24 protein-coding genes are annotated in these 25,262 nt (G+C 37.6%); 16 read left to right on the top strand and 8 right to left on the bottom strand.

Annotation, left to right across the window (positions count from 1 at the left end):
• Nucleotides 1-8: 8 nt before the first annotated feature.
• Genes H5S39_RS02090 through H5S39_RS02100 form a run of 3 tightly spaced genes read left to right on the top strand, consistent with a single transcriptional unit; the run spans nt 9 to nt 3,253 of the window.
• Nucleotides 9-668: a bifunctional 2-keto-4-hydroxyglutarate aldolase/2-keto-3-deoxy-6-phosphogluconate aldolase gene (locus tag H5S39_RS02090; RefSeq protein WP_182595363.1), complete on the top strand. Its 660-nt coding sequence runs from the start codon at nt 9-11 to the stop codon at nt 666-668.
• A gap of 35 nt (nt 669-703) precedes the next feature.
• A complete protein-coding gene (locus H5S39_RS02095; RefSeq protein WP_182595362.1) occupies nt 704-2,209 on the top strand; it encodes a UxaA family hydrolase in 1,506 nt (501 codons plus the stop codon).
• A gap of 18 nt (nt 2,210-2,227) precedes the next feature.
• Entirely contained in the window at nt 2,228-3,253 is a 1,026-nt protein-coding gene (locus H5S39_RS02100) for a sugar kinase (protein WP_182595361.1), read from the top strand.
• Between the two features lie 68 nt (nt 3,254-3,321).
• Here H5S39_RS02100 and H5S39_RS02105 read toward each other — a convergent pair whose 3' ends face one another.
• The gene (locus H5S39_RS02105; RefSeq protein WP_182595360.1) at nt 3,322-4,005 is read right to left on the bottom strand and encodes a GntR family transcriptional regulator; all 684 of its coding nucleotides are present in this window, start codon (nt 4,003-4,005) and stop codon (nt 3,322-3,324) included.
• Between the two features lie 152 nt (nt 4,006-4,157).
• Between H5S39_RS02105 and H5S39_RS02110 the strand changes: the two genes are divergently transcribed.
• The 6 genes from H5S39_RS02110 to uidA all read left to right on the top strand — a co-directional run bounded on the left by H5S39_RS02110 (nt 4,158) and on the right by uidA (nt 13,363).
• The gene (locus tag H5S39_RS02110) at nt 4,158-5,786 is read left to right on the top strand and encodes a mannitol dehydrogenase family protein (RefSeq protein WP_182595359.1); all 1,629 of its coding nucleotides are present in this window, start codon (nt 4,158-4,160) and stop codon (nt 5,784-5,786) included.
• Nucleotides 5,787-5,807: 21 nt separating this feature from the next.
• Nucleotides 5,808-6,881, top strand: a complete 1,074-nt coding sequence (uxuA, locus tag H5S39_RS02115; protein ID WP_182595358.1) for a mannonate dehydratase — start codon at nt 5,808-5,810, stop codon at nt 6,879-6,881.
• Between the two features lie 83 nt (nt 6,882-6,964).
• Complete coding sequence (locus H5S39_RS02120) at nt 6,965-8,269, top strand: MFS transporter (RefSeq protein WP_182595357.1); 1,305 nt, start codon at nt 6,965-6,967, stop codon at nt 8,267-8,269.
• A 19-nt stretch (nt 8,270-8,288) separates the two neighbouring features.
• Complete coding sequence (locus H5S39_RS02125; RefSeq protein WP_182595356.1) at nt 8,289-9,842, top strand: glycoside hydrolase family 30 protein; 1,554 nt, start codon at nt 8,289-8,291, stop codon at nt 9,840-9,842.
• A 14-nt stretch (nt 9,843-9,856) separates the two neighbouring features.
• On the top strand, nt 9,857-11,404 hold the full coding sequence (locus tag H5S39_RS02130) for a glycoside hydrolase family 30 protein (protein ID WP_182595355.1): 1,548 nt from the start codon (nt 9,857-9,859) through the stop codon (nt 11,402-11,404).
• A gap of 204 nt (nt 11,405-11,608) precedes the next feature.
• Nucleotides 11,609-13,363, top strand: a complete 1,755-nt coding sequence (uidA, locus tag H5S39_RS02135) for a beta-glucuronidase (RefSeq protein ID WP_182595354.1) — start codon at nt 11,609-11,611, stop codon at nt 13,361-13,363.
• 206 nt (nt 13,364-13,569) lie between these two features.
• Here the strand turns inward: uidA and H5S39_RS02140 are convergent, their stop codons facing one another.
• The 3 genes from H5S39_RS02140 to H5S39_RS02150 form a co-directional block, all read right to left on the bottom strand.
• The gene (locus H5S39_RS02140; protein ID WP_182595402.1) at nt 13,570-14,133 is read right to left on the bottom strand and encodes a type II toxin-antitoxin system PemK/MazF family toxin; all 564 of its coding nucleotides are present in this window, start codon (nt 14,131-14,133) and stop codon (nt 13,570-13,572) included.
• Nucleotides 14,084-14,242 carry a hypothetical protein gene (locus tag H5S39_RS02145; protein ID WP_182595353.1) on the bottom strand — a complete coding sequence of 53 codons (159 nt, stop codon included), beginning with the start codon at nt 14,240-14,242 and terminating at the stop codon, nt 14,084-14,086. The genes H5S39_RS02140 and H5S39_RS02145 overlap by 50 nt, the downstream gene beginning before the upstream one ends.
• A 217-nt stretch (nt 14,243-14,459) precedes the next feature.
• On the bottom strand, nt 14,460-15,329 hold the full coding sequence (locus H5S39_RS02150; RefSeq protein WP_182595352.1) for a sugar phosphate isomerase/epimerase family protein: 870 nt from the start codon (nt 15,327-15,329) through the stop codon (nt 14,460-14,462).
• Nucleotides 15,330-15,496: 167 nt separating this feature from the next.
• On the opposite strand from H5S39_RS02150, the gene kduI reads away from it, so the two are divergent.
• The 3 genes from kduI (at nt 15,497) to H5S39_RS02165 (ending at nt 18,061) form a co-directional block, all read left to right on the top strand.
• Nucleotides 15,497-16,345, top strand: coding sequence for a 5-dehydro-4-deoxy-D-glucuronate isomerase (gene kduI / locus H5S39_RS02155; protein WP_182595351.1), 849 nt, complete (start codon nt 15,497-15,499; stop codon nt 16,343-16,345).
• Between the two features lie 13 nt (nt 16,346-16,358).
• Nucleotides 16,359-17,174 carry a 2-dehydro-3-deoxy-D-gluconate 5-dehydrogenase KduD gene (kduD, locus tag H5S39_RS02160; protein WP_182595350.1) on the top strand — a complete coding sequence of 272 codons (816 nt, stop codon included), beginning with the start codon at nt 16,359-16,361 and terminating at the stop codon, nt 17,172-17,174.
• Between the two features lie 134 nt (nt 17,175-17,308).
• Nucleotides 17,309-18,061: an IclR family transcriptional regulator gene (locus H5S39_RS02165; RefSeq protein WP_182595349.1), complete on the top strand. Its 753-nt coding sequence runs from the start codon at nt 17,309-17,311 to the stop codon at nt 18,059-18,061.
• On the opposite strand, the gene H5S39_RS02170 is transcribed toward H5S39_RS02165, so the two are convergent.
• The gene (locus tag H5S39_RS02170; RefSeq protein WP_182595348.1) at nt 18,048-18,944 is read right to left on the bottom strand and encodes a LysR family transcriptional regulator; all 897 of its coding nucleotides are present in this window, start codon (nt 18,942-18,944) and stop codon (nt 18,048-18,050) included. The two genes, H5S39_RS02165 and H5S39_RS02170, sit on opposite strands and share 14 nt — an antisense overlap.
• 45 nt (nt 18,945-18,989) lie before the next feature.
• On the opposite strand from H5S39_RS02170, the gene H5S39_RS02175 reads away from it, so the two are divergent.
• The 3 genes from H5S39_RS02175 to H5S39_RS02185 all read left to right on the top strand — a co-directional run bounded on the left by H5S39_RS02175 (nt 18,990) and on the right by H5S39_RS02185 (nt 20,512).
• The gene (locus H5S39_RS02175) at nt 18,990-19,466 is read left to right on the top strand and encodes a flavodoxin family protein (RefSeq protein WP_182595347.1); all 477 of its coding nucleotides are present in this window, start codon (nt 18,990-18,992) and stop codon (nt 19,464-19,466) included.
• Nucleotides 19,467-19,570: 104 nt separating this feature from the next.
• The gene (locus H5S39_RS02180; RefSeq protein WP_182595346.1) at nt 19,571-19,987 is read left to right on the top strand and encodes a cupin domain-containing protein; all 417 of its coding nucleotides are present in this window, start codon (nt 19,571-19,573) and stop codon (nt 19,985-19,987) included.
• A 69-nt stretch (nt 19,988-20,056) separates the two neighbouring features.
• On the top strand, nt 20,057-20,512 hold the full coding sequence (locus H5S39_RS02185; protein ID WP_182595345.1) for a DUF441 domain-containing protein: 456 nt from the start codon (nt 20,057-20,059) through the stop codon (nt 20,510-20,512).
• Nucleotides 20,513-20,586: 74 nt separating this feature from the next.
• Here H5S39_RS02185 and H5S39_RS02190 read toward each other — a convergent pair whose 3' ends face one another.
• Nucleotides 20,587-21,747, bottom strand: a complete 1,161-nt coding sequence (locus H5S39_RS02190) for an MFS transporter (protein WP_182595344.1) — start codon at nt 21,745-21,747, stop codon at nt 20,587-20,589.
• Nucleotides 21,748-21,772: 25 nt separating this feature from the next.
• Entirely contained in the window at nt 21,773-23,161 is a 1,389-nt protein-coding gene (locus H5S39_RS02195) for a DHA2 family efflux MFS transporter permease subunit (RefSeq protein ID WP_182595343.1), read from the bottom strand.
• 160 nt (nt 23,162-23,321) lie between these two features.
• Between H5S39_RS02195 and H5S39_RS02200 the strand changes: the two genes are divergently transcribed.
• The gene (locus H5S39_RS02200; RefSeq protein ID WP_182595342.1) at nt 23,322-23,750 is read left to right on the top strand and encodes a CopY/TcrY family copper transport repressor; all 429 of its coding nucleotides are present in this window, start codon (nt 23,322-23,324) and stop codon (nt 23,748-23,750) included.
• Nucleotides 23,751-23,815: 65 nt separating this feature from the next.
• On the opposite strand, the gene H5S39_RS02205 is transcribed toward H5S39_RS02200, so the two are convergent.
• Nucleotides 23,816-25,165, bottom strand: coding sequence for a hemolysin family protein (locus H5S39_RS02205; RefSeq protein WP_182595341.1), 1,350 nt, complete (start codon nt 25,163-25,165; stop codon nt 23,816-23,818).
• Nucleotides 25,166-25,262 lie beyond the last annotated feature (97 nt).

Raw genomic sequence — 25,262 nt, forward strand, 5'->3', positions numbered from 1 at the left:
TATTAATTATGTTACCAAAATTTGAAGCATTAAAAGCAGTAGAAAAGGCCGGAGTTGTCGCCGTTGTTCGTGGGCGGAGCGAAGAAAATTCATATAAGATTTCTAAGGCAAGTATTGAGGGTGGAGTAAAAGCAATCGAATTAGCCTTTACATCACCAAATGCTGACGTAACAATTAAGCGGCTTAGTGAAGAATATGCTAATGATTCATCAGTTGTTGTCGGTGCTGGAACTGTCCTTGATGCGCCAACAGCTCGTTTAGCAATGATTGCAGGAGCAAAGTTTATTGTTAGTCCTTCATATAATCCAGAAGTTGCTAAGCTTTGTAACCTCTATTGCGTCCCATACATGCCAGGTTGCTTTACGCCAACAGAAGTTCAACATGCTCTTGAAACTGGTGCCGACGTTATTAAGATCTTCCCAGGTGCGATTGCTACCCAAAAGATGATTCCAGAACTACAAGGCCCATTCCCACAAGCAAATATTATGCCTAGTGGTGGTGTTTCCCTTGACAACATGGCAGAATGGTTCAATGCTGGTGCTTTTGTTGTTGGTGCCGGTGGTAGCCTAGTAGGCCCAGGTGCTGATGGTGATTACGATCAAGTTAAGGAAAATGCGCAAAAGTTCCATGCTGAATTTGAACGGATTCAAAAGGAAGCTAACAAATAATTGTTACTTCTGAAATAAGAAGGAGTTTGAGTATAATGAACAATTTCATTATTTTGGACGACCACGATATTGTCGCTGTTGCCCTCCAAGATATCAAAAAAGGGGCAGTGCTTAAAACGAAGAATCATGGCGATGTTACCGTTCTTGAAGATATTACACGTGGACATAAGATTGCGCTAGAAGATATTGCTAAGGGCGAAGATATCATTAAGTATGGATATCCAATCGGTCATGCCACTCAGGATATTAAGCGGGGGGAACATGTACACGTTCATAATATCGCCACTAATTTATCCGGTGAGCTAACCTATCATTACGACCCAATCGAAATCAATACTAAGGCTAAGAAAGATAACCGGACTTTTATGGGTTACAAACGGCCAAATGGTAAAGTAGGGATTCGAAATGACCTGTATATTATCCCAGTTGTTGGTTCTGTTAGTGAAACTCTTGATCCGCTAGTTGACGAGTTCAAGGCCTTGCATCCGGATAATGGTAATTTTGATAATGTTATTGCCCTTAAGCATACCTATGGGTTTGATACCCCTGCAGATAATTACGAACATGCACGGAAGATTTTAGTTGATGCCGCAATGCAGCCTAATGCTGGTGCCGTGTTGATTTGTGGCTTAGATTGTGCTGATGACAGTGAATTAGAAAAAATGAAACAGGCCCTCAATGAAGCAACAGGGGGGATTGATGAACGTCGAATTAAGTTCTTATCTTCCGCTGATAGCGACGATGAGATCATGGATGGTTTAGACCTGTTTGAAGAGTTAAATGATGCGGTAAGTGACGATCAACGGACACCACAGCCATTAAGTGAGTTAAAGATTGGGCTAAAGTGTGGAGGTTCTGACGGACTATCAGGCGTTACCGCCAATCCATTGCTTGGCCGCCTTTCTGATTTCGTTGATGCGCAAGGTGGGACGACCGTTTTATCAGAAGTTCCTGAAATGTTTGGTGCAGAACAAATCTTGATGTCAAGAGCGCGAGATAAGGAAACATTTGATAAAATTGTTAATTTGATTAATAACTTCAAAGCTTACTTTGAGAGTTTCCATCAGCCAATTTATGAAAACCCATCACCAGGTAATAAAGCGGGAGGAATATCAACTCTTGAGGATAAGTCGCTGGGATGTACGCAAAAGTCTGGTTCCTCAGCGGTCAATGATGTTTTGCAATATGGTGATAAGCTGAAGACTAAGGGACTAAACTTACTACAAGCACCAGGTAATGATCTTGTATCGTCATCGGCAGAAGCTTCGGCTGATTGTCAAATGGTTTTGTTCACGACTGGTCGGGGGACGCCATTTGCTACTTATGTTCCAACAGTGAAGGTATCCTCTAATTCTTATATTGCTAATTTGAAGCCACGGTGGATTGATTTTGATGCTGGACGGTTGATGAATGAATCGATGGATGACCTCGCGGATGAATTTATTCAATTTATCATTGACGTTGCCAGTGGTAAGAAGACAAATAACGAGAAATACAATGTTCACGGCATTGCAATCTTTAAGACTGGTGTCACTGAATAATTAAGGGAGTGACGTAAAATGAGTAAAATTGTTACGTTTGGTGAAATGATGATGCGGCTTAAGCCAACTGATAAAAAACGGATGCTCCAAGCTGACCAGTTTGATGTTAATTATGGTGGTTCCGAAGCAAATGTTGCAGTATCATTGAGTCTATTTGGTGATCAGGCAGCCTTTGTATCCAAGTTTCCGAAAAATGTATTAGGACAAGCTGCTACTGATAAATTACGTGAATATGGTGTTGACACATCATTACTGCAATATGGTGGTCCGCGGTTGGGTATTTACTTCTTTGAAAAGGGTGCAAGTATTCGTTCAACTAAAGTTACCTATGACCGGGCAGGCAGTTCATTTGCAACTTCTAAAGCCGATGAGTATGACTGGGCAACAATATTAAAAGGTGCAGATTACTTCTACTTTAGCGGAATTACTGCCGCTCTTTCTGATGAGATGCGCAAAACACTGCTAACGGCATGCGAATACTGTAAGGAAAATGGTATTAAGATTGCCTGTGATCTTAACTTCCGGGGGAAATTATGGACCCCAGCAGAGGCACAGGCATACATGGAGAAGATTATGCCATACTTGACGATTTGCCTTGTTCACGATGAAGACTTCGAACAAAGCCTTGGTATCTATGCCTTTGATGGCGATATGTCACGAGGAATCGAGCAAAAGGATACCTTTATTCACGGAATGAAAGAGATTGTTAAGCAATATCCAAATATTAAAGTTGTCGCTAGCGTGCTACGCAATATCCAGTCCGTCGATAAGTCGACGTGGATGGCACTAATGCTAAAAGATGGTCAGATATATGAGAGTCCAGCATATGCGATTGATGTTCTTGAAGGCGTTGCTGGCGGGGATGCGTTTGGTGCTGGCCTGATGCACGGTGTATTAAATGATACTGATCCCCAAGAAACAATTGATTATGCGATTGCAGCGAGTGTCCTCAAGCTAACCGTTCTTGGTGACTTGAATATCTCAACTAAGGAAGATGTTGAAGCTGTTATGAAGGGTGGCGCCGGAACACGGGTCTCCCGATAAAGTGAAAATTTGTAATAACTAATATAAAAGCAGTAAGCTCTTCACAAAAAAGATACTTACTGCTTTATTTAATTTACATTATCAAAATAGTTAGGGAAGGATTTAATAAGTGACTCCTCCTCATCAAGCATCCGGTGCATGTGGTTAGCTGTTAGCCGGTCAGCTTCATTGACATCATTAGCTTTGATTGCATCGTAAATGGCAACGTGTTCTTCAATTAATCCCTGCCAGGATAACTTTTGCACTTTTAAACGTAGAAAACGGAACCGATTAAACTGAATATTGATTTTCTTAAGCCAATCCCATACGCGTTGGTGGTTGGTAAGCTTATAAAAGTACTCGTGAAAGACATCATCACTGTCTAAAAAGGCAGGAAAGTTGTCCTCTTCACGGGTTCTTTTTTGATTTTCAATGATTCGCTCTAGGTCAGCAGTTTCTTCAGTAGATAATTTTATTGTTGCGGCCTCGCGCATAATCCGCCGTTCAACACTAGCACGAACAAAACGAGCATCTAAAACATCTTTTAAATCAATTTTAGAGATATATGTTCCAGACTGCGGGATTACATTGATCAAGCGGTCCTGTCGTAATTGCAGGAGGGCTTCCCTAACAGGGGTCCGACCAATTTGGAGGTCATCTTCTATTTTCTTTTCAGAAATCTTTTGTCCAGGCTCATATTCGGCATCAATAATCTTTTTTAAGATAATGTCATAAGCCTGACCGGTTAAGTCATTTCGTGAGTAACTAGGCATTATTGCAACGTCCTTTCTAATATTTTAATTATAGCGTGTTTGCTAATAAAAATGCAATTTCTAATATAACATTGACAAATTATCTGAAAGCGTTTACTATAAAGGCAACTGATATATTAGTATATTACTTCTAAAGGAAGGAAGCGCTGTTAATGGTGAAATTAACTGATGATTATTTAAACAATCTTGCACCATTTAACCAAGCGGGAGTAAAAATTCCGCAGTTCGATCAAACAAAATTAATTGAACATACCAAAGAAGCTCCTGTTTGGGTTCACTTTGGTGGAGGTAATCTCTTCAGATGTTTCCATTCAGTAATCGCTCAACATTTAATCAATAAGGGCGCGCTGGATAGTGGGATTATCGTTGCTGATACCTATGATGATGAAGTGATTAATGAGGTATATAAGCCTTACAACAATCGTTTTCTATCAGTAGTGATGAAAAATGATGGATTAGATAAAGAATTGGTGGCTAGCGTTACTAACAGTATTTACGCTAATAGTAAAAATCAGCTAGGGCTTGAAGAATTAAAAGAAGTATTCAAAAAGCCATCGCTGCAATTTGCTACATTCTCAATTACGGAAAAAGGTTACGCCTTAAAGGACATGAATGGGGACCTCACGAAGGGTGCCGAACATGATGTTAATAGTGAACCTGACACAGCAGTAACAAATATGGGAATTATTACCAACTTACTATTAGCGCGCTACAAGGCTGGTAAATTACCAATTGCAATGGTCAGCACCGATAACTTCTCACAAAATGGGAAACGCCTTGAAGAAGCAGTGTTACTGATTGCTAACGGCTGGTTAAAGAGTGGCTTTGTTGACCAAGGCTTCATTGATTACCTAAGCAATCCAGAGAAGGTCTCATTCCCATGGAGCATGATTGACCGGATCACACCAAACCCATCAGAAAAAGTATCAAAGCAACTACTAGCCGATGGAATTGAAGATGCCCAAATCGTCCATACAGATAAGCATACTAATATTGCACCATTTGGTAATACTGAGGAAACTCACTACCTCGTAATTGAGGATAGTTTTCCAAATGGACGGCCAAAGCTTGAAGATGCTGGCGTATTTATGACCGATCGTGAAACAGTTAATGACGCTGACCAAATGAAAGTCACTGCTTGCTTAAACCCACTGCATACGTCATTAGCGATTTTTGGTTGCCTTCTTGGCTTCCACTCAATTGCGGATGAAGCAGTCGACGATGACCTATTAAAGATGATTAAGAACCTTGGCTACGGTGAAGATTTACCGGTTGTCAAAGACCCAAAGATTATCAATCCAAAAGAATTTATCGATACGCTAATTACGAAGCGTTTACCAAATAAGAATATTCCTGATACACCTCAACGGATTGCATCAGATACTTCACAAAAAGTTGGTATTCGTTATGGTGTTACCCTCCAGCATTATGTCGATGATCAAAAACTAAATCCAGCAGATCTTGAATTCATTCCAATGATTATCGCTGGCTGGTGTCGTTATCTGATGGCAACCGATGATGAAGGAAACACATTTACGCCAAGTCCTGATCCATTGTATGACCAATTGCATGAATATGTAAAAGATATCAAGCTTGGTGATGAAATTAACGTTCACGAAAAGCTTCAACTAATTTTGAGTAATAAATCAATCTTTGGGAACGATCTTTACGAAATTGGTATTGGTGAAAAAGTTGAAAATTACTTTAGCCAAATGATTACTAAACCGGGTGCTGTTCGTGAGACGATTCATCAAACAGTTGAAGAAAAGGGTAAATATTAACTAGTGAAAGGAAAATAAGTAATGAAAAACATGGGATTTCGCTGGTATGGCGATGGCAACGATTCAATTAAGTTGTCAGATATCCGTCAGATTCCAGGAACAACACAAGTAGTTGGAGCGCTATTTGACATTCCAGTTGGCGAAGTTTGGCCAAAGGAACGGATCGCAGCACTTAAAAAAGAAGTTGAAGATGCAGGACTAAAGCTCGAGGTAATTGAATCAGTAAATATTCATGATGATATTAAAATTGGATTACCAAGTCGTGATAAGTACATCGAAAATTACAAGGAGACAATCAAGAATTTAGCTGCTTATGGTATTAAGGTAATTTGTTATAACTTCATGCCGATTTTCGACTGGGTACGAACTGACCTCCACTATCCACTGCCGGACGGTTCGACAGACATGGCATTCCAACACAAATATGTGGAAGGGTCTCCAGAAGATATTATTAAGTCGGTTGAAAAGAATTCAAATGGTTACGTTTTACCGGGCTGGGAGCCAGAACGATTAGCAGAAGTAAAGCGATTATTTGAAGCTTACAAGGATGTTGACGAAAAGAAGCTTCGTGAAAATCTTAAGTACTTCTTAGACGCAATCATTCCAACCTGTGAAAAGTACGATGTTCGGATGGCCATGCATCCCGATGATCCGCCAATGCCATTATTTGGGTTACCACGGATTTACAAGAATAGGGAAGATATGATCAAAATCGAGCAAATGCATGAGTCCAAGTACAATGGCTTTACGATTTGTACTGGAAGCCTTGGCGAAAATCCAAATAATGATGTTCCCGCCATCATTCGTGAATTCGTTAAAAAGGATCGTGCACCATTTATTCATGCTCGAAATATCAAGCATATGGGCAACGGTGACTTCCACGAATCAGCACACTTGTCTTCTGAAGGTTCATTGGATATGTATGAAATCATGAAAGCATTGTATGATACTCACTTTGATGGTTATATCCGTCCAGATCATGGCCGTGACATTTGGGGTGAAAAGGGCCGTCCTGGATATGGATTGTATGATCGTGCTCTTGGAATTACTTACCTTAATGGATTATGGGAAGCAATTCAAAAGGATAATAAGTAGGTAGGATTTTAGAGGTTAGTATATTTACTTTCCTCTTAACTTAAAGATATTTTTGAAAGCGTTTTCGATAAGGAGTGATACTGATGGATAGTAAACTATCAAACGATGATAAAAAGCAAAAAGCCACATCATCTGTTATAGGTGAAATCACAAATGCTAAAGTTAAAGATTCTGAACAGCCAAAACTACCTTGGATGATATCTTCCGCAATGTTTTTAGCACCTTTATGCTGGTATGGTCCAATTGGTTCTACTAGAAGTGTTTTAATTCCACAATTGTTCAGTCAAATTGATCCTGCAAATAAAGTATGGGCTGTTGGTATTCTTGCTACGGTTGCATCAATTACTGGTGCGATTGCTAACCTGCTTTTTGGAGCCTTCTCTGATGTTACACGAACTCGATTTGGAAAGCGTAAACCATATATTGTCTTAGGAACAATAGCCATAGCAATTTCATTATGTATTATTGCTAATATGAGATCTGTTGTAGGAATTATACTTGTATGGATTATTGCAGCCGCTGCAGAGAATGCGATTGCAGCTGCCATTTATCCACAAATTTCTGATCGTGTCGCACCAAAATGGCGGGGAACAGTGTCTACGTTTTATGGTGTAGGCTTTACTATTGCACAACAGGGATTTGCTCTATTGGCTGCACAATTCCTTGGGAATGTTAAATTTGGTATTTACGTCATGGCTGGCTGCACAGTTGTACTTGCTATTATTCATGAATTATTAATTCAGGAAAAGGGTAACCTTGATGAACCAAAAGTTAAATTTGATAAGGAATCACTAAAGAAATATTTCTTCTTCCCAACTAAGGGAGCCCGTGACTTTTACCTCGCTCTTTCTGGTAAATTCTGCATGGTTGTTGGTTCAACTATCATTACTACTTTTGAGCTTTATATTTTTACTGATTACATTGGTCAAAACACTTCCGATGCTGGACACTCGATTTCAATTTTCTCAATGATTATGTTAATTATTGGTGTTATTTTTGCTCTTGTTGGTGGACCTCTTGCTGATAAAATGAAGCGAGTTAAAGGACCAGTTGTACTTGCAACCTTTGCTTTAGGTGCTGCTGCACTATTTCCGTTATTTGTTGAAAAGCCATGGGCAATGTTTGTGTACGCTATTATCGCTGCCTTTGGTAACGGCTTGTACAATTCGGTTGACGGTGCGCTTAATATGGATGTTCTCCCGTCAGCAGATACTGCTGGTAAGGATTTAGGATTAATTAATCTTGCTAATACTCTAGGACAAATGCTTGGTGCAATGTTTGCTTCAGCAGTTGTTGCTGGGTTTGGTTATAAGGCAATCTTTATTTTTGCTGTTGTAGCAGAAGTAATTGGTGGATTCTTAATCTGGTCTATCAAACGGGTACGTTAATAAAAGGAATGGAATAGTTATGAAATTTAAAAATGAATTTTGGACGGCAACTGCTGGTGATTTAAGTAAAAAACGTGAAGTATTAACTACGCCGACTTTTACTAACAATCCTGGTGACGGCTTCAAAATCGTTATTGATCCAGCCATCCGAAAACAATCTTGGATTGGCGCTGGCGCTGCAATTACTGATGCCACTGCGTCATTGATCTGGAAGCAATCACCAGCACAGCGAACAGCCTTACTACATGAGCTATTTGACCCCGATGAAGGCAATTTTTCAGCAATTAGAATTCCAATTGGCTCTTGTGATTTTGGCTCTGGAGAAACATCAAAAGAAGAATACTATAGTTATGATGACGTTCCTTTTGGCGAGCATGATTCAAGTCTAAAGCACTTCTCCATTGGTGAAGGGGAACCAGGAAGCTCAACTGCAACAAAAGATCTTAAATATATTGTACCGGTAGTGCAGGAAATCTTAACAATAAATCCAGGAGTAAAGATTCTTGCTTCACCATGGTCTGGGCCAGCTTGGATGAAAAACACTGGTAGCATGAAGATGGGTGGTCATCTGCGCTTTGGTGAGTTTACCGGAAACGGCTATGCTGATAAAGATCGCTTCGAAGGTGTCTACGCTCAATATTTTGTTCGCTATCTTGAAGAATACCGCAAACTTGGCATCCCAATTTATGCATTAACGATTCAAAACGAACCATCAAACGCCGCTGCCTGGCCGGCAATGATTTGGAATATTAAGGAACTAGCTCACTTTGGTTATAAGTACCTCCGTCCTGCATTAGATAAAGCTTTTCCTGATACAAAACTTTACTTCTGGGATGGCAGCTTGAATGTACTTAATGAACCGTTAAATGAAGTTATGACTATTGAAGAAGCAAAAGCATTTGATGGCTTTGCCTTCCATACTTATGATGGTCCATATACCAATCTCTTTAATGCTAGTCGGTTCAACCCCAATTGGGACTTAGCAATGACTGAACGGCGGTGCATGTTAGAAGAAGCGGTAGATGATGCTTCACATATCATGTTTGGTCTTATCGGTAATTGGTTAGTTCGTCAAGGATTATCTTCGATTTATCTTTGGAACTTAGCATTAGATGAACGGGGATTACCAAATATTGCGGGCTCAACCGGTCGCAGAGGGGTAGTAACTATTGACCATACTACCGGGAAAGTGCAACGTAACTTGGAATATTATATGCTACGTAACTTTACTCAAGATGTTGAGGAAGGATCCATAGTAATTGGCTCAAGTAACTACACCCAAGATGGTTATTCAGGCGGCTTGGGATCTGTTGCATTTATGGGACCAACTGGCTCAATTTCAGCTCATATTTACAACCCAACTGATCATCCTCTAACAGCAACAATTAAAATCAACAGCTTTGAAAATGATTGGCAGACAGTTGCAGTGCCTGCTTATGGAACGGTTACCTTGCATAAATCTAACCATGCCATTAATGAAAGTTCACCACGAGCAGATGAAAAGTTTAAATTAAATCCACGTCCCGCAGCTCTCCAAGACGACTGGGCACCTGGGAAAGGCATTAATAAATAAAGGGAGATTTTAAAATGACAAAATTTAAAAATGAATTTTGGACAGCTACTTCTGGAGACTTAAAACAAAAACGTGAACATATCTCTACACCTAGCCTTGAATCTACAAGTGGTGAAGGATACAAGATTGTTATTGATCCATCTATAAAAAAACAAGATTGGATCGGCGCTGGAGCTGCTATTACGGATGCAGCGGCTTCTCTTATTTGGAAACAAAGTAAGGAACAGCGAACTGCATTGTTGCATGAGCTGTTTGACCCAAATGAAGGTGACTTTTCAAATATTCGAATACCTTTAGGTGCATGTGAGCCATCTAGTCAACCATATTATAGTTATGACGATGTTCCTTTTGGTGAACATGATTCAAGCTTGAGTAAATTCTCAATTGGTGAGGGTAAACCAGGTTCTCCTACTGCAACTAAAGATTTAAAATATATTGTGCCGGTAGTTCAGGAAATTCTAAAAATTAATCCTGCAGTAAAAGTAATGGCTTCACCGTGGTCTGCTCCTGCTTGGATGAAAAATACTGGTAAGATGCGAATGGGTGGTCACTTACGTTTCGGTGAATTTACTGGAAATGGTTATGCAACGAAAGACCGTTTTGAAGGTGTTTATGCCCAATACTTTATTAGATACATTGAAGAATATAAAAAATTAGGAATTCCAATTTATGCAATAACTATTCAAAATGAACCTTCTAATGCTGCAGAATGGCCAGCAATGATTTGGAATATAAAAGAATTAGCCCATTTTGGTTATAAATACTTACGACCCGCTTTAGATAAGTCATTTCCAGATACTAAACTTTATTTCTGGGATGGAAGTTTAAATGTCTTAAATAAACCATTAAGCGAATCAGTTACACAAGAAGAAGCCAATGCATTTGATGGCTTTGCCTTTCATACTTATGATGGCCCATATACTAATCTCTTCAATGCAAGTAGATTTAATTCAAAGTGGGATTTTGCTATGACTGAGCGACGTTGTATGCTTGAAGAAACTGTTGATGATGCTTCTCATATTATGTTTGGACTAATTGGTAATTGGCTTGTTCGAGAGGGCTTATCATCAATTTACTTATGGAATATGGCTCTTGATGAACGCGGATTACCTAATATGGTAGGCTCTACCGGTCGTCGCGGAGTTGTCACGATTGATCATAAAACAGGGAAAGTTCAACGTAATTTGGAATATTATATGCTTCGTAATTTTACTCAAGATGTTGTGCCTGGTTCTATTGTTATTGGTTCTAGTAATTATACCCCTGATGGTTACACGGGTGGTTTAGGTTCAGTTGCCTTTCTCGGTCCGGATGGTTCAATTGCTGCTCATATCTATAATCCAACAAATACGCCACTTAAGGCTACAATTACTATTAATGGTTTTGACAATAATTGGCAAAATATCATTGTTCCTGCATACGGTACTATAACATTGCATAAGTCAAACAACGATATCAATGAAAGCTCGCCTCGTAAAGATGAAGAATTTGAATTAAATCCTTACCCAGCTAACTTAATGGATGATTATGCACCAGGTAAGGGGGTGAATAAAAAAGAATAGTCTTTTTCTATTAATAACGTAAATATCTTATAAAAGCTCATTGAAAATCTTAATTTAATGGGCTTTTAGTAATTTATATTAAGACAAACAGTAGGTAAATCAAATCCTCAATAAACACGGTTAAGTGCCTATTGAGGATTTTATAGTACAAATAAGCTTATAATTATATAGTAGCGTAATTGTAATACGAGGAGGTCTCTTAACATGCTTTATCCCGAGCAAACTGTAACAAGGACACTTGCCGATTTAAATGGATTATGGAAATTCACGGTTGAAAAAGCTCCGATTGATCCGGCAAAACCATTAAAAGATTACCAATGGATGGCGGTTCCGGCTTCATATAATGATCAAATAATGAATTTAGCGGAACGCAATCATATTGGTTATTTTTGGTACGAAACAACTTTCAATGTTCCAACAGAACAACTAAGCAAACGAAATGTTATCCATTTTGGTTCAGTAACACAAAACGCAGAAATTTATGTAAATGGTCAGCAGGTTGGCAAACACATCGGTGGGTTTACACCATTTGAATTTGAGGTTAGCGATTATCTGAAAGCAGGTTCAAATGACTTAAAAGTTCGTTTAAATAACCTACTGGATAATACGACAATTCCATCTGCAACCCACGAACGAAAAGACGGTAAAATTATCCAGCAAAACCGGTTTGACTTTTATAACTATGCAGGAATTCATCGAAAAGTTTCTTTATACACTACTAGTGATACTTATATCGACCATATCGCTGCCAATTACCAGGTTAATGGTAAGGTCACGACCGTATCACCTGATATTAAGATCATCGGTAATTACGATCATGTCGCATTATCTATTTTAGATGAAGATAATAACGTTGTGGCAACAGGGGACGATGAGCATGCATTAATTATTGCTGATACACACCGTTGGCAACCTCTGCATGCCTATCTTTACCGACTTAAAGTTGATGTTTACGCGGCAGATAAATTAATGGATTCTTATACTCAAGAATTCGGCGTTCGGACAGTCGAGATCAAAGACCATCAATTCTTTATTAACGGGAGGCCATTTTACTTTAAGGGGTTTGGCTGGCATGAAGACTCTCTAGCCCATGGTAAAGGTGAAAACCTACCGCAAGTAAACCTTGATCTAAATATTATGAAAAAGATTGGTGCTAATTCATTTCGAACATCTCATTACCCTTATTCAGAAGAGACAATGCGATTAGCTGATCGGAAAGGTTTTGTTGTTATCGACGAGGTACCAGCAGTAGGTTTATATGAAAGTTTTTCAGTTACTTTAGCCGGTGGGGTCAAAGAAGGGCAAACCTGGCAACATTTAAATACTAGTAAAAATCATAAGCTTGCCTTACATGAAATGATTGAGCGGGATCATGATCACCCTAGTGTAGTTATGTGGTCGGTTGCTAATGAGCCGGCAAGTCAAGAACCAGGAGCTCACGAATACTTTGAAAAGATTATTCGATATACTAAGCAACAAGATCCACAACAGCGTCCAGTAACAGTGGTTAATATAATGAATGCTAATGCGGACAAGGATTTGATTGGGGATTTGCTCGACGTAATTTGTCTTAATCGTTATTATGGCTGGTACGTTGATTTTGGTAATATGGATCAAGCGAAGAAAGATTTAAAAACAGAATTGGAAAAATGGCATGCTAAGTTTCCAGACAAACCAATAATGTTTACTGAATTTGGCGCTGACACGGTTGATGGAATGCATTCGCTCTATCACGATCCATATTCAGAGGAATACCAAGCAGATTATTATAAAGCTAATTTTGCAGTATTTGATTCCTGCGATTACGTTCAGGGTGAACAGCTATGGAATTTTGCTGACTTTACCACCGAACCAGGGATGATCCGTATTGGTGGTGAAAATCGTAAGGGTGTCTTTACAAGAGACCGCCGTCCTAAGGAAGTTGTTAATTTACTAAAGAAACGGTGGTTGGGAGATTAGAAAACATTTTATAAACTGAATAATTACCTAAAAGTCTTATCGTTTTCATTACTGTAAGGCTTTTTATTTTCACCACTATATTATTAACTATAATAAAAAAAGCACCATTAGCTGTACAACTAATGGTGCAAAGGGCTCAAGGCCCACGTAAATTAAATCAAAGGAGTCTTACTCCCAGTAACTATATTCTCACATATTAGTTACTATTAGTCAAACTTATTTAAATATAACTTTAATAGCTCTCGGCTTATTAAGGCCATTTGTTGGCTTGATAATCGTATTTTGCCTGATGGATCATATTTGTTAATGCGCTCAATTCTTAATTTACTAATTGTGGTAATATCACTAACTCTGACATACGAATTTTTATCATATGCCTTGAATGTATTAACAACCTTTTGTAAATCGTTAAAATCATTTTGTAGATTTTTCCGTTCTTGATTTGCCAATTTATTTTCTTTACTTGCCTTTTTCAAACGATTGCTAAGCGACTCCATCTGAGCATTTAAAATTGTTGTTGTTTGGCTAAAAACTTCGCGCCCTAACGAAAAACGATTACTGTTCTGTTTGGAGGTAAGGGGGAGGACTGTTAGAGTTTTCTTATTAGGTGAATCCTTTTTATCAAGTACAATTGCAAAATGAATATTACTAAACTCACTTCCTAAATTTGTCCCAAAATTAACTCTTATAACAGTTCCACGTCGGTAATAGTAATATCTCTTAGGTAAATTGGTTATTAGCTTCTTTTTGATAGAAATAAGAAGTATTATCTAACCAATTTGGCAAATATCTAAATTTTTGGTCATAATGGTATGCTTCTGGATTAGATATCCTTTTAAATATCTCCGCAGATCTATCTATACGTTCGTTTTTATCCATTTATATTTACATCCGTTCTTTATCAAAATTGCTTATACTACAACTAAATTACAAGTAAAAATGCATCAGTTTCTTTTGATACAGGGTCATAAATACTAATATTATGGTAGTCTGGTTTTACTATTATCCTGTTACCGATTGCACAGTGTTTATATCATATCATTAGAATGCTTTAAAAGATAGCTTAAATAATTACCATAAAGCCTTATAGTTTCCATTACTGTAAGGCTTTTATTCTAGTCGTTGCCTGCTTATCTGCCTTACGAAATACACTAATTGCATTATCAAGGTCATTTTCTTTTGTTGCCTCAAAAGTAGCAAAAGTATAGGGCTTGAGTTTATTGATAAAGTCGATATATCGTTCAACGTCAATTATTCCAGAGCCAAAAGGAACAGTAACTTTTTTACCGTCCATAAAATCCACGTCCTTTAAATGGAAAGTACAGATTCGTGAACCGTACAAACGAGCAGCTTCGGTTAAAATAGTATCCTGATCTTTATAGTTATTTTTGGAGATTAAATTAGCAAGGTCAAAGATAACAAATAAGTTAGGACTGTTTACGGCGTCTAATACCCGTCGTACGGCATAGTTATCATAAAGGGGATGATTTATTCCTGGTTCAATTGCAAATAGGGCACCAAGTTTTTCAGCAGTTTTAGTTATTTGTTTTACAGAATCAATTACGCGTAAAAGGGCAGTATTCGTAAAATTGTGTGGACTATACCCATTTGGCGAGAGAATACTTCCTGTTTCACTTCCGACAACTGCCGCATGTAAAAATCTTTCTGCTACGAGACTATCATAATAGCTTTGCAAATTTTTATTTCGAATAGAATTTTCATAATCAATCATATTAACGTAATTTCCTAAAACAGAAATTCGTACGCCAGCATGTCTAAACTTTTGATCAATATCGTTTAATAAGCCGGGGGAATACCGTGAACTATTTGCAATTAGCTCTTTTGGCAAAAATTTAAATGGAGCAAATTGAACATTGTTAAATCCATAGTTGGCAGTAACGCTAAATAAATGTTTAAAAGTGTGTTCACTGACATCATGAGCGCGAATGCCGATATTAATACTCATTTATAATCACCTCTAGTTTTATCTTATCACTTAATTAGCTATTAGAAATCTGGTTTCTTAAAAAGAAACATTTTAATGGAAGCACTTGCAAAAAGTGTCAATAAGACTATAATTAATGGTGAATAAGGAAATAAAATTTCTAATTAAGAAACGGAGGAATAGATAAAATGAGTTTTAAGATGGTAACTCGTTATGCTCACAGTCCTAAGGATATCCAACATTATGATACAAAAGAATTACGGGACGAATTTTTAATGGATAAGATTTTTGCCTTAGGCGATATCTTATTGACATATACGTACAATGATCGAATGATTTTCGGGGGTGTTACGCCTAAAGCTGGTGAACCACTAGAAATCAAACTTGACAAAGATCTTGGTGTCGACTACTTCTTACAACGACGTGAACTTGGTTTCATTAATATTGGTGGTTCTGGTTCAGTAACTATTGATGGTAAAAAAGATCAGATTGTAAAGCATGATGGTTATTATATTGGAATGGGTGCCAAACATGTGATTTTTGAATCTGATAATTCTGATGATCCTGCTAAATTCTATGTTGTGTCAACTCCTGCTCATAAGACATATCCTAATAAAAAGCTCCCATTTAAGGATGCAATCGCAATGCCAATGGGTAGTCAAAAAGATATGAACAAGCGGACAATCTATAAATATATTGATGCTTCAAGTATGGATACGTGTCAACTGCAAATGGGTTACACCGTTCTTGAACCTGGTAATGGCTGGAATACAATGCCATGTCATACTCACGCACGGCGGATGGAAACATACATGTATTGCGAGTTTGGTTCAAAGGACACGCGAGTATTCCACTTTATGGGCAAACCGGATGAAAGCAAACATATTGTCTTAGAACCAGAACAAGCAGTTGTGAACCCTAGTTGGTCAATCCACTGTGGTGTTGGTACAACTAATTATTCATTTATCTGGGCAATGTGCGGTGAAAACCAAACCTATGATGATATGGACATGGTTGATATGCATGATTTGAAGTAAAGAAGGTATATTTATGGCTCAATCACAAGAAGAAATTAAGCGAAATGAGGCGGCCCTTGATAAATTTAAAATGTCCGCTTTTGATTTGAGCGGGAAGGTTGCAATTATTACTGGTGGGAATACCGGTTTGGGACAAGGTTATGCGGTTGCTTTAGCTGAAGCTGGTGCTGATATTTTTATTCCCACCCATGGTACTCAAGGGTGGAGCGATACACGTGAAATGATTGAAAAACGTGGGCGTAAAGTAGAGTTCATGCAAGTTGACTTGACTGAACCAGGCGTTGCCCAAAAAGTTGTCGACCAAGCCATTAAGACATTCGGTCACATCGACATTTTGATTAACAATGCCGGAATGATTAAGCGAAATCCAATTCTTGAATCAAAAGATGAGGATTGGGATGCCGTTATTAATATTAACCTTAATGCTGTTTACCACATGTCAATGGCGGCAGCAAAGGTATTTGCTAAGCAAGGACATGGTAAGATTATTAATATTGGATCAATGCTTTCCTTCCAAGGTGGTAAGTTTATCCCATCCTATACGGCTTCTAAACACGGGGTCGCTGGCTTAACTAAATCATTTGCTAGTGAGATGGGAGCATATGGCGTGCAGGTCAATGCAATTGCTCCTGGTTATATTAAGACTGCTAACACTGCACCAATTCGGGCAGATAAAGCACGGAATCAAGAAATCCTTGATCGTATTCCTGCTGGTCACTGGGCTGAACCACACGAATTAATGGGGGTTGCCGTCTTCTTGGCAAGTGATGCAGCTAATTACGTCAATGGTACGATCATGCCAGTTGATGGTGGGTATCTCGTTCGGTAAAACCTATTTTAATAAAAAATGTGACCGTGGAAATAATCCCAGTCACATTTTTATTATCCTGTTTGTATTGCGAAAAACAATAAAATGGTGTTTGATATAATTTAGTTAATTTTCAATGAATTGAGTGAATAGAAATGGAAAATAAATTATACGGAGCGGTTCTCCTAAAAGCGCGTCAAATTCTTGACTACATTGCAAGCACAGATGAAGCACCGACGCTTCGTGAATTGGATGAGCACCTTGATATCTCAAAACCAACAATTTATAAAATTCTTAAAACGCTTGAATATTGTGGTTACATTCGGGTTGAGGGGGAAGATAAACATTATTATCTTGGAACGATTTTTTTACAATATGCCCAAGCAGTAAATAACTCGTTTGATATTGAAGAAATTGCCAGACCATATTTAAAACAACTACGTGATGCTACTAGAGAAACCGTTAATCTTGGAATAATTGAGGATAATAGCGTTGTATTACTTTCAAAACTTGAAAGCACTAATAGTATTAAACTCGTTTCTTATATTGGCGGCAAGATGCACATGTACTCTTCGGCAATGGGAAAGGCCGTTTTAGCAACATATAATGATAAGCAATTATCAGAGTACTTAAATGATCTTACGTTTGAAAAGCTGACACCTAACACAATTGATAATACTCAGCGGTTAATGGAAGATATAAATAATACACGACGACAGGGCTACTCAATAGACGATATTGAAAATCAGCCAGGTGTATACTGCCTTGGCTTTTCTCTCGTAAAAAACGGTCATGTCCTTGGTGCATTTAGTATTAGTACACCAGAATATCGGATGGATGATGATAAAAAGAAGCAATTCGTAACACTTGGTCAGCAGACCCAGCAACAGATTCTCAGCGCAATTTAGTTTTTTCTTGGATTTCCTCATTAACAAATTGTAGAAATTTTTCCATTGCTGACGAGAGAACAGTATTTTTGCGCCATGCTAAAACATCGCCAGTTGATTTGTTGGGATTAAAGGGGATAAAGGTAAGACTTGGATCATGAAAGTTATTATAGACGCCCCTTATTGTTAAAACGTAGTAGTTACTATTTCTCAGTAAAGCAACGGCATTACCGGGAAGGCTGGTAGTAGCACGTACATCTAACTTTGTTTGATCAAGCTTAAGAATATCACTAACTTCATCACGAATGATACTACGACGAGGCAAGATTAAAGGAAGTTTGTAAAGGTCTTCTTTCGTGACTTGCTTACGATTAGCAAGTGGCGCCTTTTTAGTCATTAGTAACCCCCATTCTTCACGGACAGGAAGTTCAAGGAAATTATATTTTGCTGCTTCAACAGGTTCGAGTAAGCAAACTAGATCATTGATTCCTTCATCTAATTGGCGCCGTAGGATATCCCCATCGCCATCAAAAAGATTAAATGTAACGTTGGGATATTGTTGCTGGAACTTGGTAATTAGTTTTGCCATGTACGGTGATGCATTAGAGACCGCAGACCCGAGACTAATTGTTCCAGTTAATTCGGCAACTTGTTGGTGTAGCTCATCGTTAGCCTGTTGTAATAGTTGCAACATTGTTGTGGCACGTTGCTGAAAAAGAATTCCCGCTTTAGTTAGTTGTAGACGGTGATTTTCACGATTGAACAATTTTATATTTAATTCTTTTTCGAGATCTATTATTTGTCGTGAAAGAGTTGGCTGCGTGATATGTAGTTGTTCGGCTGCCTTAGTGATATTATTAGTCTTAGCAACTACTAAAAAGTACTTTAAAATTCGTGTTTCCATGGTAATCCCTCGTTTGTATTTTTATTATAAAAGGAGCATTTAATAATGGCAAAACAGGCATTAATCTTGTATTACTCACAATTTGATAATACTGCCAAATTAGCTAGTAAAATTTGCAGTTCTACAGGTGCTGATATTGTCCGGATTAAAGTAACGACAAATACTTTCCCGCTTGATATGCAAAAAACAGATAAAATTTATCAAAATCAGTTAGCAAATAACCATTTTCCTAAATTAATAACGACATTGCCTGATTTGACGTACTATGACTTACTTTTAGTTGGCGGACCGGTATGGGATGGGCAAGTATCATCACCAATTATTTCCCTTTTACACCATCTTCAAGGTTATTCAGGAACAGTTGCGCCGTTTAGTACTGGTTGGAGTGATACCGGTAAATATCAAAAAGACTTTGTTTCACGGGCTGGAAATCTTAATGTAACAACCGGCTATCATATTTTAACCCACGGTACACCTTCGTTTAGTCCTAAAACATTATCTTCATGGCTTCGGAAATTATAATTACTGCAATTCATTTTTTGCATAACTTATTATTTATAATAAGCTTTTTACATTCCTGCGGCTAGCTATTATTATAAAAGCAATAATTATTGGAGGTAATGATAATGGCAGCGAATGAACATGAAGTAAAAAATGATCTGTTTGGTTTTGGGGATAAAAATATTGCTTTTGCAAAGTATTTTCTTGGAACTAGTTATCTTAATGGCCTTGTAGCACCTGATGATAACATTGATGTTAATGTCGCTAATGTTAACTTTGAACCAGGATGTCGTAATAACTGGCATATTCATCATGACGGTTTTCAGATTTTATTAGTAACTGCCGGTGAAGGCTGGTATCAAGAAGAAGGAAAGCCCGCACAATTGCTCAAGCCGGGTGATGTTGTAGCCATTCATGAAGGAGTCAAACATTGGCATGGTGCAACCAAGAATAGTTGGTTCTCTCATATTGCGATTACTAAAGGGTCCAGCGAATGGTGTGAAGAAGTAGACGATCAGACCTATAACCAATTAACTGAGTAAGTTAGACCAGCTTTGTTTTTTATCTCTTCTTTCTTTGTTATACTGGATAAAGTCTAAGGAGGAGATTAAATGGAAAGCTGGTTATTTTTAGCTTTAGTATTATTAATTGCCATTATTGGTCATAACTCATCATTAATTATTGCAACGATAGTGGTAATGGTACTAAAATTAATCCCTTATACTGTCAAATGGCTACCACTTATTCAACATAAGGGAATTAATTGGGGAGTGACCGTAATCTCGGTTGCAATCCTTATTCCAATAGCAACAGGTCAAATTGGCTTTAATGATTTATGGGCTGCATTTAAGAATCCAGCAGGGTGGATTGCGGTTATTGCTGGAATCGCTGTTGCAATCTTATCTAAATATGGGGTAAATCAATTAGCTGCGGTTCCTCAAGTAACGGTTGCTTTAGTTTTAGGAACAATTATTGGCGTTGTCGCATTTAAAGGAATTGCTGCTGGCCCAGTAATTGCAAGCGGAATGACATATTGCATTGTTAGCTTATTAAACCTGCATTTTTAATTTATAGTCTTTAATATAAAAATTCGAACCATAATTTTTGATATTTCAAAAATCGTAGTTCGAATTTTTTGTTTTTATTTATGAGCGTTTTTGATTAAATAGTATGAGCCAAAAACAGCAATTAGGGCATAAATTGCACCGACATAACCAATTTGACTAATTTGAACATAGTTGACACTAATTGAAGCTGTTAAAGAGCCAACGGAAACACCGATATTCGTGCAGATGGGATTTAATGATGAAGCAAGATTCATCGCTTCGGGATAATCACGATCGGCAACGTTTAAGAACATGACTTGAAGAATTGATCCTGGCATACCTAAAATGAAGCATATCAGACAGAGAAGAATAATGCCAAGCCAAGAAATATGAAACATTAAATTCATCACTAGTAGGCAAATAAAAACAGCCCCACTAATTAATGTTAGCTTGGTAATACCAAAGCGATTAGCAACGACCCCGGCACAAGTATTACCGATAATGAATGTTATACCGACTAACCCAAGTAGCCAGGTAAGCTCAGTAGTACTAAATCCAAGAACAGTTGTAATAATTGGTCGAATATAAGTGTAAAAAGTATATTCAGCTGCCATTAGCATAATCATAACAACAATGCCGAGAATAATTCGTTGATCCTTTAATAGTTTAAGCTGATTACTTAAGGACGCGTTAGCCTGGCGACTATTTCTGGGGACTAGCCATAACAGAAAACCGCAAATAATAATGGTTAAAACAGAAATTAATGCAAAGCTATCACGCCAAGAAAAAGTATTACTAATAGCGGTACCAACGGGAACACCGATAATTGTTGCAATACTAAATCCGGCAAAAGTTGAAGCCACTAACATCGCTCGTTTCTCAATCGGGGCAATAATACTAACAAAAACGAGGATTAAGGAAATAATAGCTCCGGCAACTGCTGCCGTTAATATCCGTGAAACAAATAACCAGAAGAGGTTTGGGGCAAATGCTGTTAAGGTATTACCGATTAAAAAGATCGCCATTAAAACCATCAATACTTTGAAACGATCAAACTTACCAGTAAAGGTCGTAATTAATGGGGTACAGATAGCATAAATAATAGCAAAGCTGGTTACTAAGAAACCAACTGTTGATAATGAGGTTTGGTAACTTTTGGCAATATCCGAAATTACCCCCACAACCATAAATTCATTACAGCCAAGCAAGAATGCTGTTAAAACAAAGATAATTGACTGTAAGCGAAACTTAGACATAAATTTCTCTCCTTTCTATTTTATTTTACGCTTTTTCTAATTTTATTTGGGAAGAAATTTTATGATAAAGTTTGGTGCTAAGGTATAGGGATGTTAATAGCAAGCAGAGGCAAAGAATAAAGCCGGCTTGAATACCTAGATGAGATGAAGGATTATGAACTGCGTGGTTAATAATACCAACAACAGCTACGATTAAGGCAGTACCAAAAGAGGCGGCAATTTGCCGAAGAGTATTGAAAGTTGCAACGGCATCAGGAACAATTTCATTTGGTAAGAGGGACAATGCTTGTGTTTGTAATGGAATAAGCATTGTTACTAAACCAAATTGCCGTATAGTTTGAAAAAGGGTAATCATTAAGACCGAGCTACGAGCCCCAATGGCTGCCTGCCCAAGCGTACCGATAATATCGATTATTAAACCGGCACCAACTAAAATCTTAATAGGATAGATATCGTAAAAGTGACCACTAGTAGTCGATAATAATCCAGTTAAGATTGCGCCGGGAAGAACCGCAATTGCAGAAATAACAGTACTTTCTCCCAGAACTATCTGTACTAATAGTGGAATCAAAATTGCATTACCATACATTGTTGCGGTGATAAGCATATTAATTACAGTCGCTAAAACAAATTGCTTATGCGAAAAAATCTTAAAATTAATTAATTGGCGGTCACTATGACGTTGATTTAAGAAAAATAGCAGAAGAAATAGTAATCCGATAGTAACATAGCCAATTACATTAAATGAGACTAGTGAGTTATTAGAAACGTTTGACAGTCCCATTAATAATGACCAAAGACCACCAGTAATTAAGATTAATGCTAAAGTATTGAACTGTGGGTGTTCATTATGCGGAATAGCTGGTAAAAAGAAAAATGACAATAGAAGGGTGAGAACGGCGAAAGGAATTATTAATAAGAATAGGTATCGCCATGAGAAAAAGTGTAGGAGAAATCCAGAAAAAGCGGGGCCAAGAATAGGGGCACAATTAAACGCTAAACCAATAATTCCCATAATTTGTCCCTTTTTCCCTGGCTTGGCATAACGAATTGCAAGAACGTTCACCAAGGGCATCATCATTCCCGCTCCAAGCGCTTGAATCATCCGGGCAATAACAATCATATTAAAACTTAGGGCAAGTCCACCAACAATTGTTCCAAGTAGAAAGATCCCTGCAAAAATGATAAACAACTTTTTAAATGAAAAACGTTTAATTAGGAAAGAACTAACAGGAATCATGAGGGCATTTACTAGCATGTAGCCATTTGTTACCCATTGAACTTGGGCTTCACTAATATTAAAAACATGCATAAATGTTGGCAATGCAATGTTCATTAGGGTTGAACAGAGAAGACCGAAGAAGGTTCCAAAAACCATGATTATTAAGGCATGACTTATTCGTTTATTTTCCATCGGGTAAATGTATCGCTCCTTTAATTAATTGAACAGTATTAGAGTGTACTAGTCCTATTAATAAAGTCAATAATGAATCTATTATTAGATTTGCAAGGAACTAAATAAATGATAGAATAGACTTATGATTATTTACATTTGTAAACGCAGGAGGGGTTAAATGAATATTAATTTAGAAATAACTCCCGCTGAATGGCAGATTATGCGGGTAGTTTGGAGCTTAAAGCAAACGACCAGTAGCCAAATTATCGAAGTACTACAAAGAAAAGTAGATTGGAAGCCAGCAACGATTAAAACCTTATTACGCCGGTTGGTTGATAAGAAGGCGTTACAAGCAACACGACAAGGACGCGGTTTTATTTACCGTCCACTAGTTCCTGAGCAGCAAACAATGGATCAGGCCGCTGATAACTTGTTCGATAATATATGTGAACGCCATGTCGGATGTACTTTAGGACATGTGATAAGTAATGCAGCCCTTAGTAAGGAAGATATAAGAAAATTACAATCAATATTAGATTCCAAGTTTAAAGAAGCTCCTGAACAAGTAAAATGTAATTGTATACCCGGTAAAGAAATGAACTGTTGATAAAAGCAAACTCCCAGTAATGGAATACTAATTTTTCCATTACCGGGAGCTTCTTTTTTGTATTATTATTTTTGATCGTTATCTTTATCTTTTTTCTTTTTAGGCTTGATATATACTACTTTAAATTTATTTACGTAAGCATTCTTTAAATCAAGCGGGGTGAATGAGAAGTTATCAACTCTAATTGGCTGACCAACTTTAAGGTCATATTGTCGTTCAAGGAAGAAACCAGTTAATGTTGTAACTTCTGAATTATCAAATTGTTCAATATTGGTATTAAAGTAACGTTCAAAATCATCTAATGGCATCTTACCTGAAACCTCAAATGTAGGATTACCTTTACTGTCAGGATCCTTCTTTTCAATCATATCTGAAGTAGCATGGTCAATTTCTTCGCCAACTGTACCAAATAATTCTTCATAGATATCTTTATCGGTAATGATTCCAGAAGTACCACCGTATTCATCTTGAACAACAACAATTGGGACTTGCTTTTTCATCATCTCAGCAAGGACATTAGTCAATTGTTCATTTTCATAGACAATTGGTATTCGGCGCATAATTGTCCGAACTGATTGTTGGGGGTTAATTTGGTTTTGACGCATAATATCATATGCAAAAATGTAACCTAGGATATGATCCTTATCGTTATTAGCAACAACTGGGAAACGTGTGAATTTCTTTTCAAAATAAAGCTTTGCTGCGTCCTCAATTGAGGCAGTGATATCGATCACCGCTAATTGTGTCCGATCAATCATAATATCTTCAGCAACCTTGTCATTCATCTCAAAAGCTCGTTGCATAAAGATAACATCTTCTTTATCCATCTCACCAGCCTTTTCAGATTGCTGTGATAAGGTCATGATTTCGTTTTGCGAATACGTATCTTCTTCTGGTTGAACATTAAACCCAAGCATCTTGGTAATGGCTGCTGCGACAACCGCAAATAACCAAACGAATGGGTAGAATACTGTATGGAAGAATTGAACAGGGTGAACAATTGCTAATAGAATCGGTACAGGACGGTCAATCGCCATATTTTTAGGAACTAAGTCGGTAAAAACCGCATGGAAGAACGTAAAAATCAAGACACCAATAATAGGGGCAATTGCTTGGAGAACATCATGCGGAATCAATTCAACCTTAAGTAACAGGTCAGTAATGAATTCATCACCAATCCATCCTAATACTAGTGAAGTCATTGTAACACCGACCTGGGCAGTTGATAGGTACTCATTAAGGTTTCCTACCATATGCTCCGCACGTTTGACCTTCCGCGTTTGGCGTAACTCTTTTAATTCACTTGGTCGAACTTTAACTACTGAGTATTCGAGAAGTGTAAACAGTGCTGCCAATAGTAAAATTAAAATAATGATAATTAATCTAAACCAATAGGAATCCCATAATCCATTCATCGTTTAAAAAATTCACCTAAACTTTCATAAATAATTTACCGACTACTATTGTATCAGTAAAACTCCTTAAGCGGGAGATAAATTAAGTTTTTATAAT

This window comes from Limosilactobacillus rudii (genome assembly GCF_014145455.1).
Taxonomy (GTDB): domain Bacteria; phylum Bacillota; class Bacilli; order Lactobacillales; family Lactobacillaceae; genus Limosilactobacillus; species Limosilactobacillus rudii.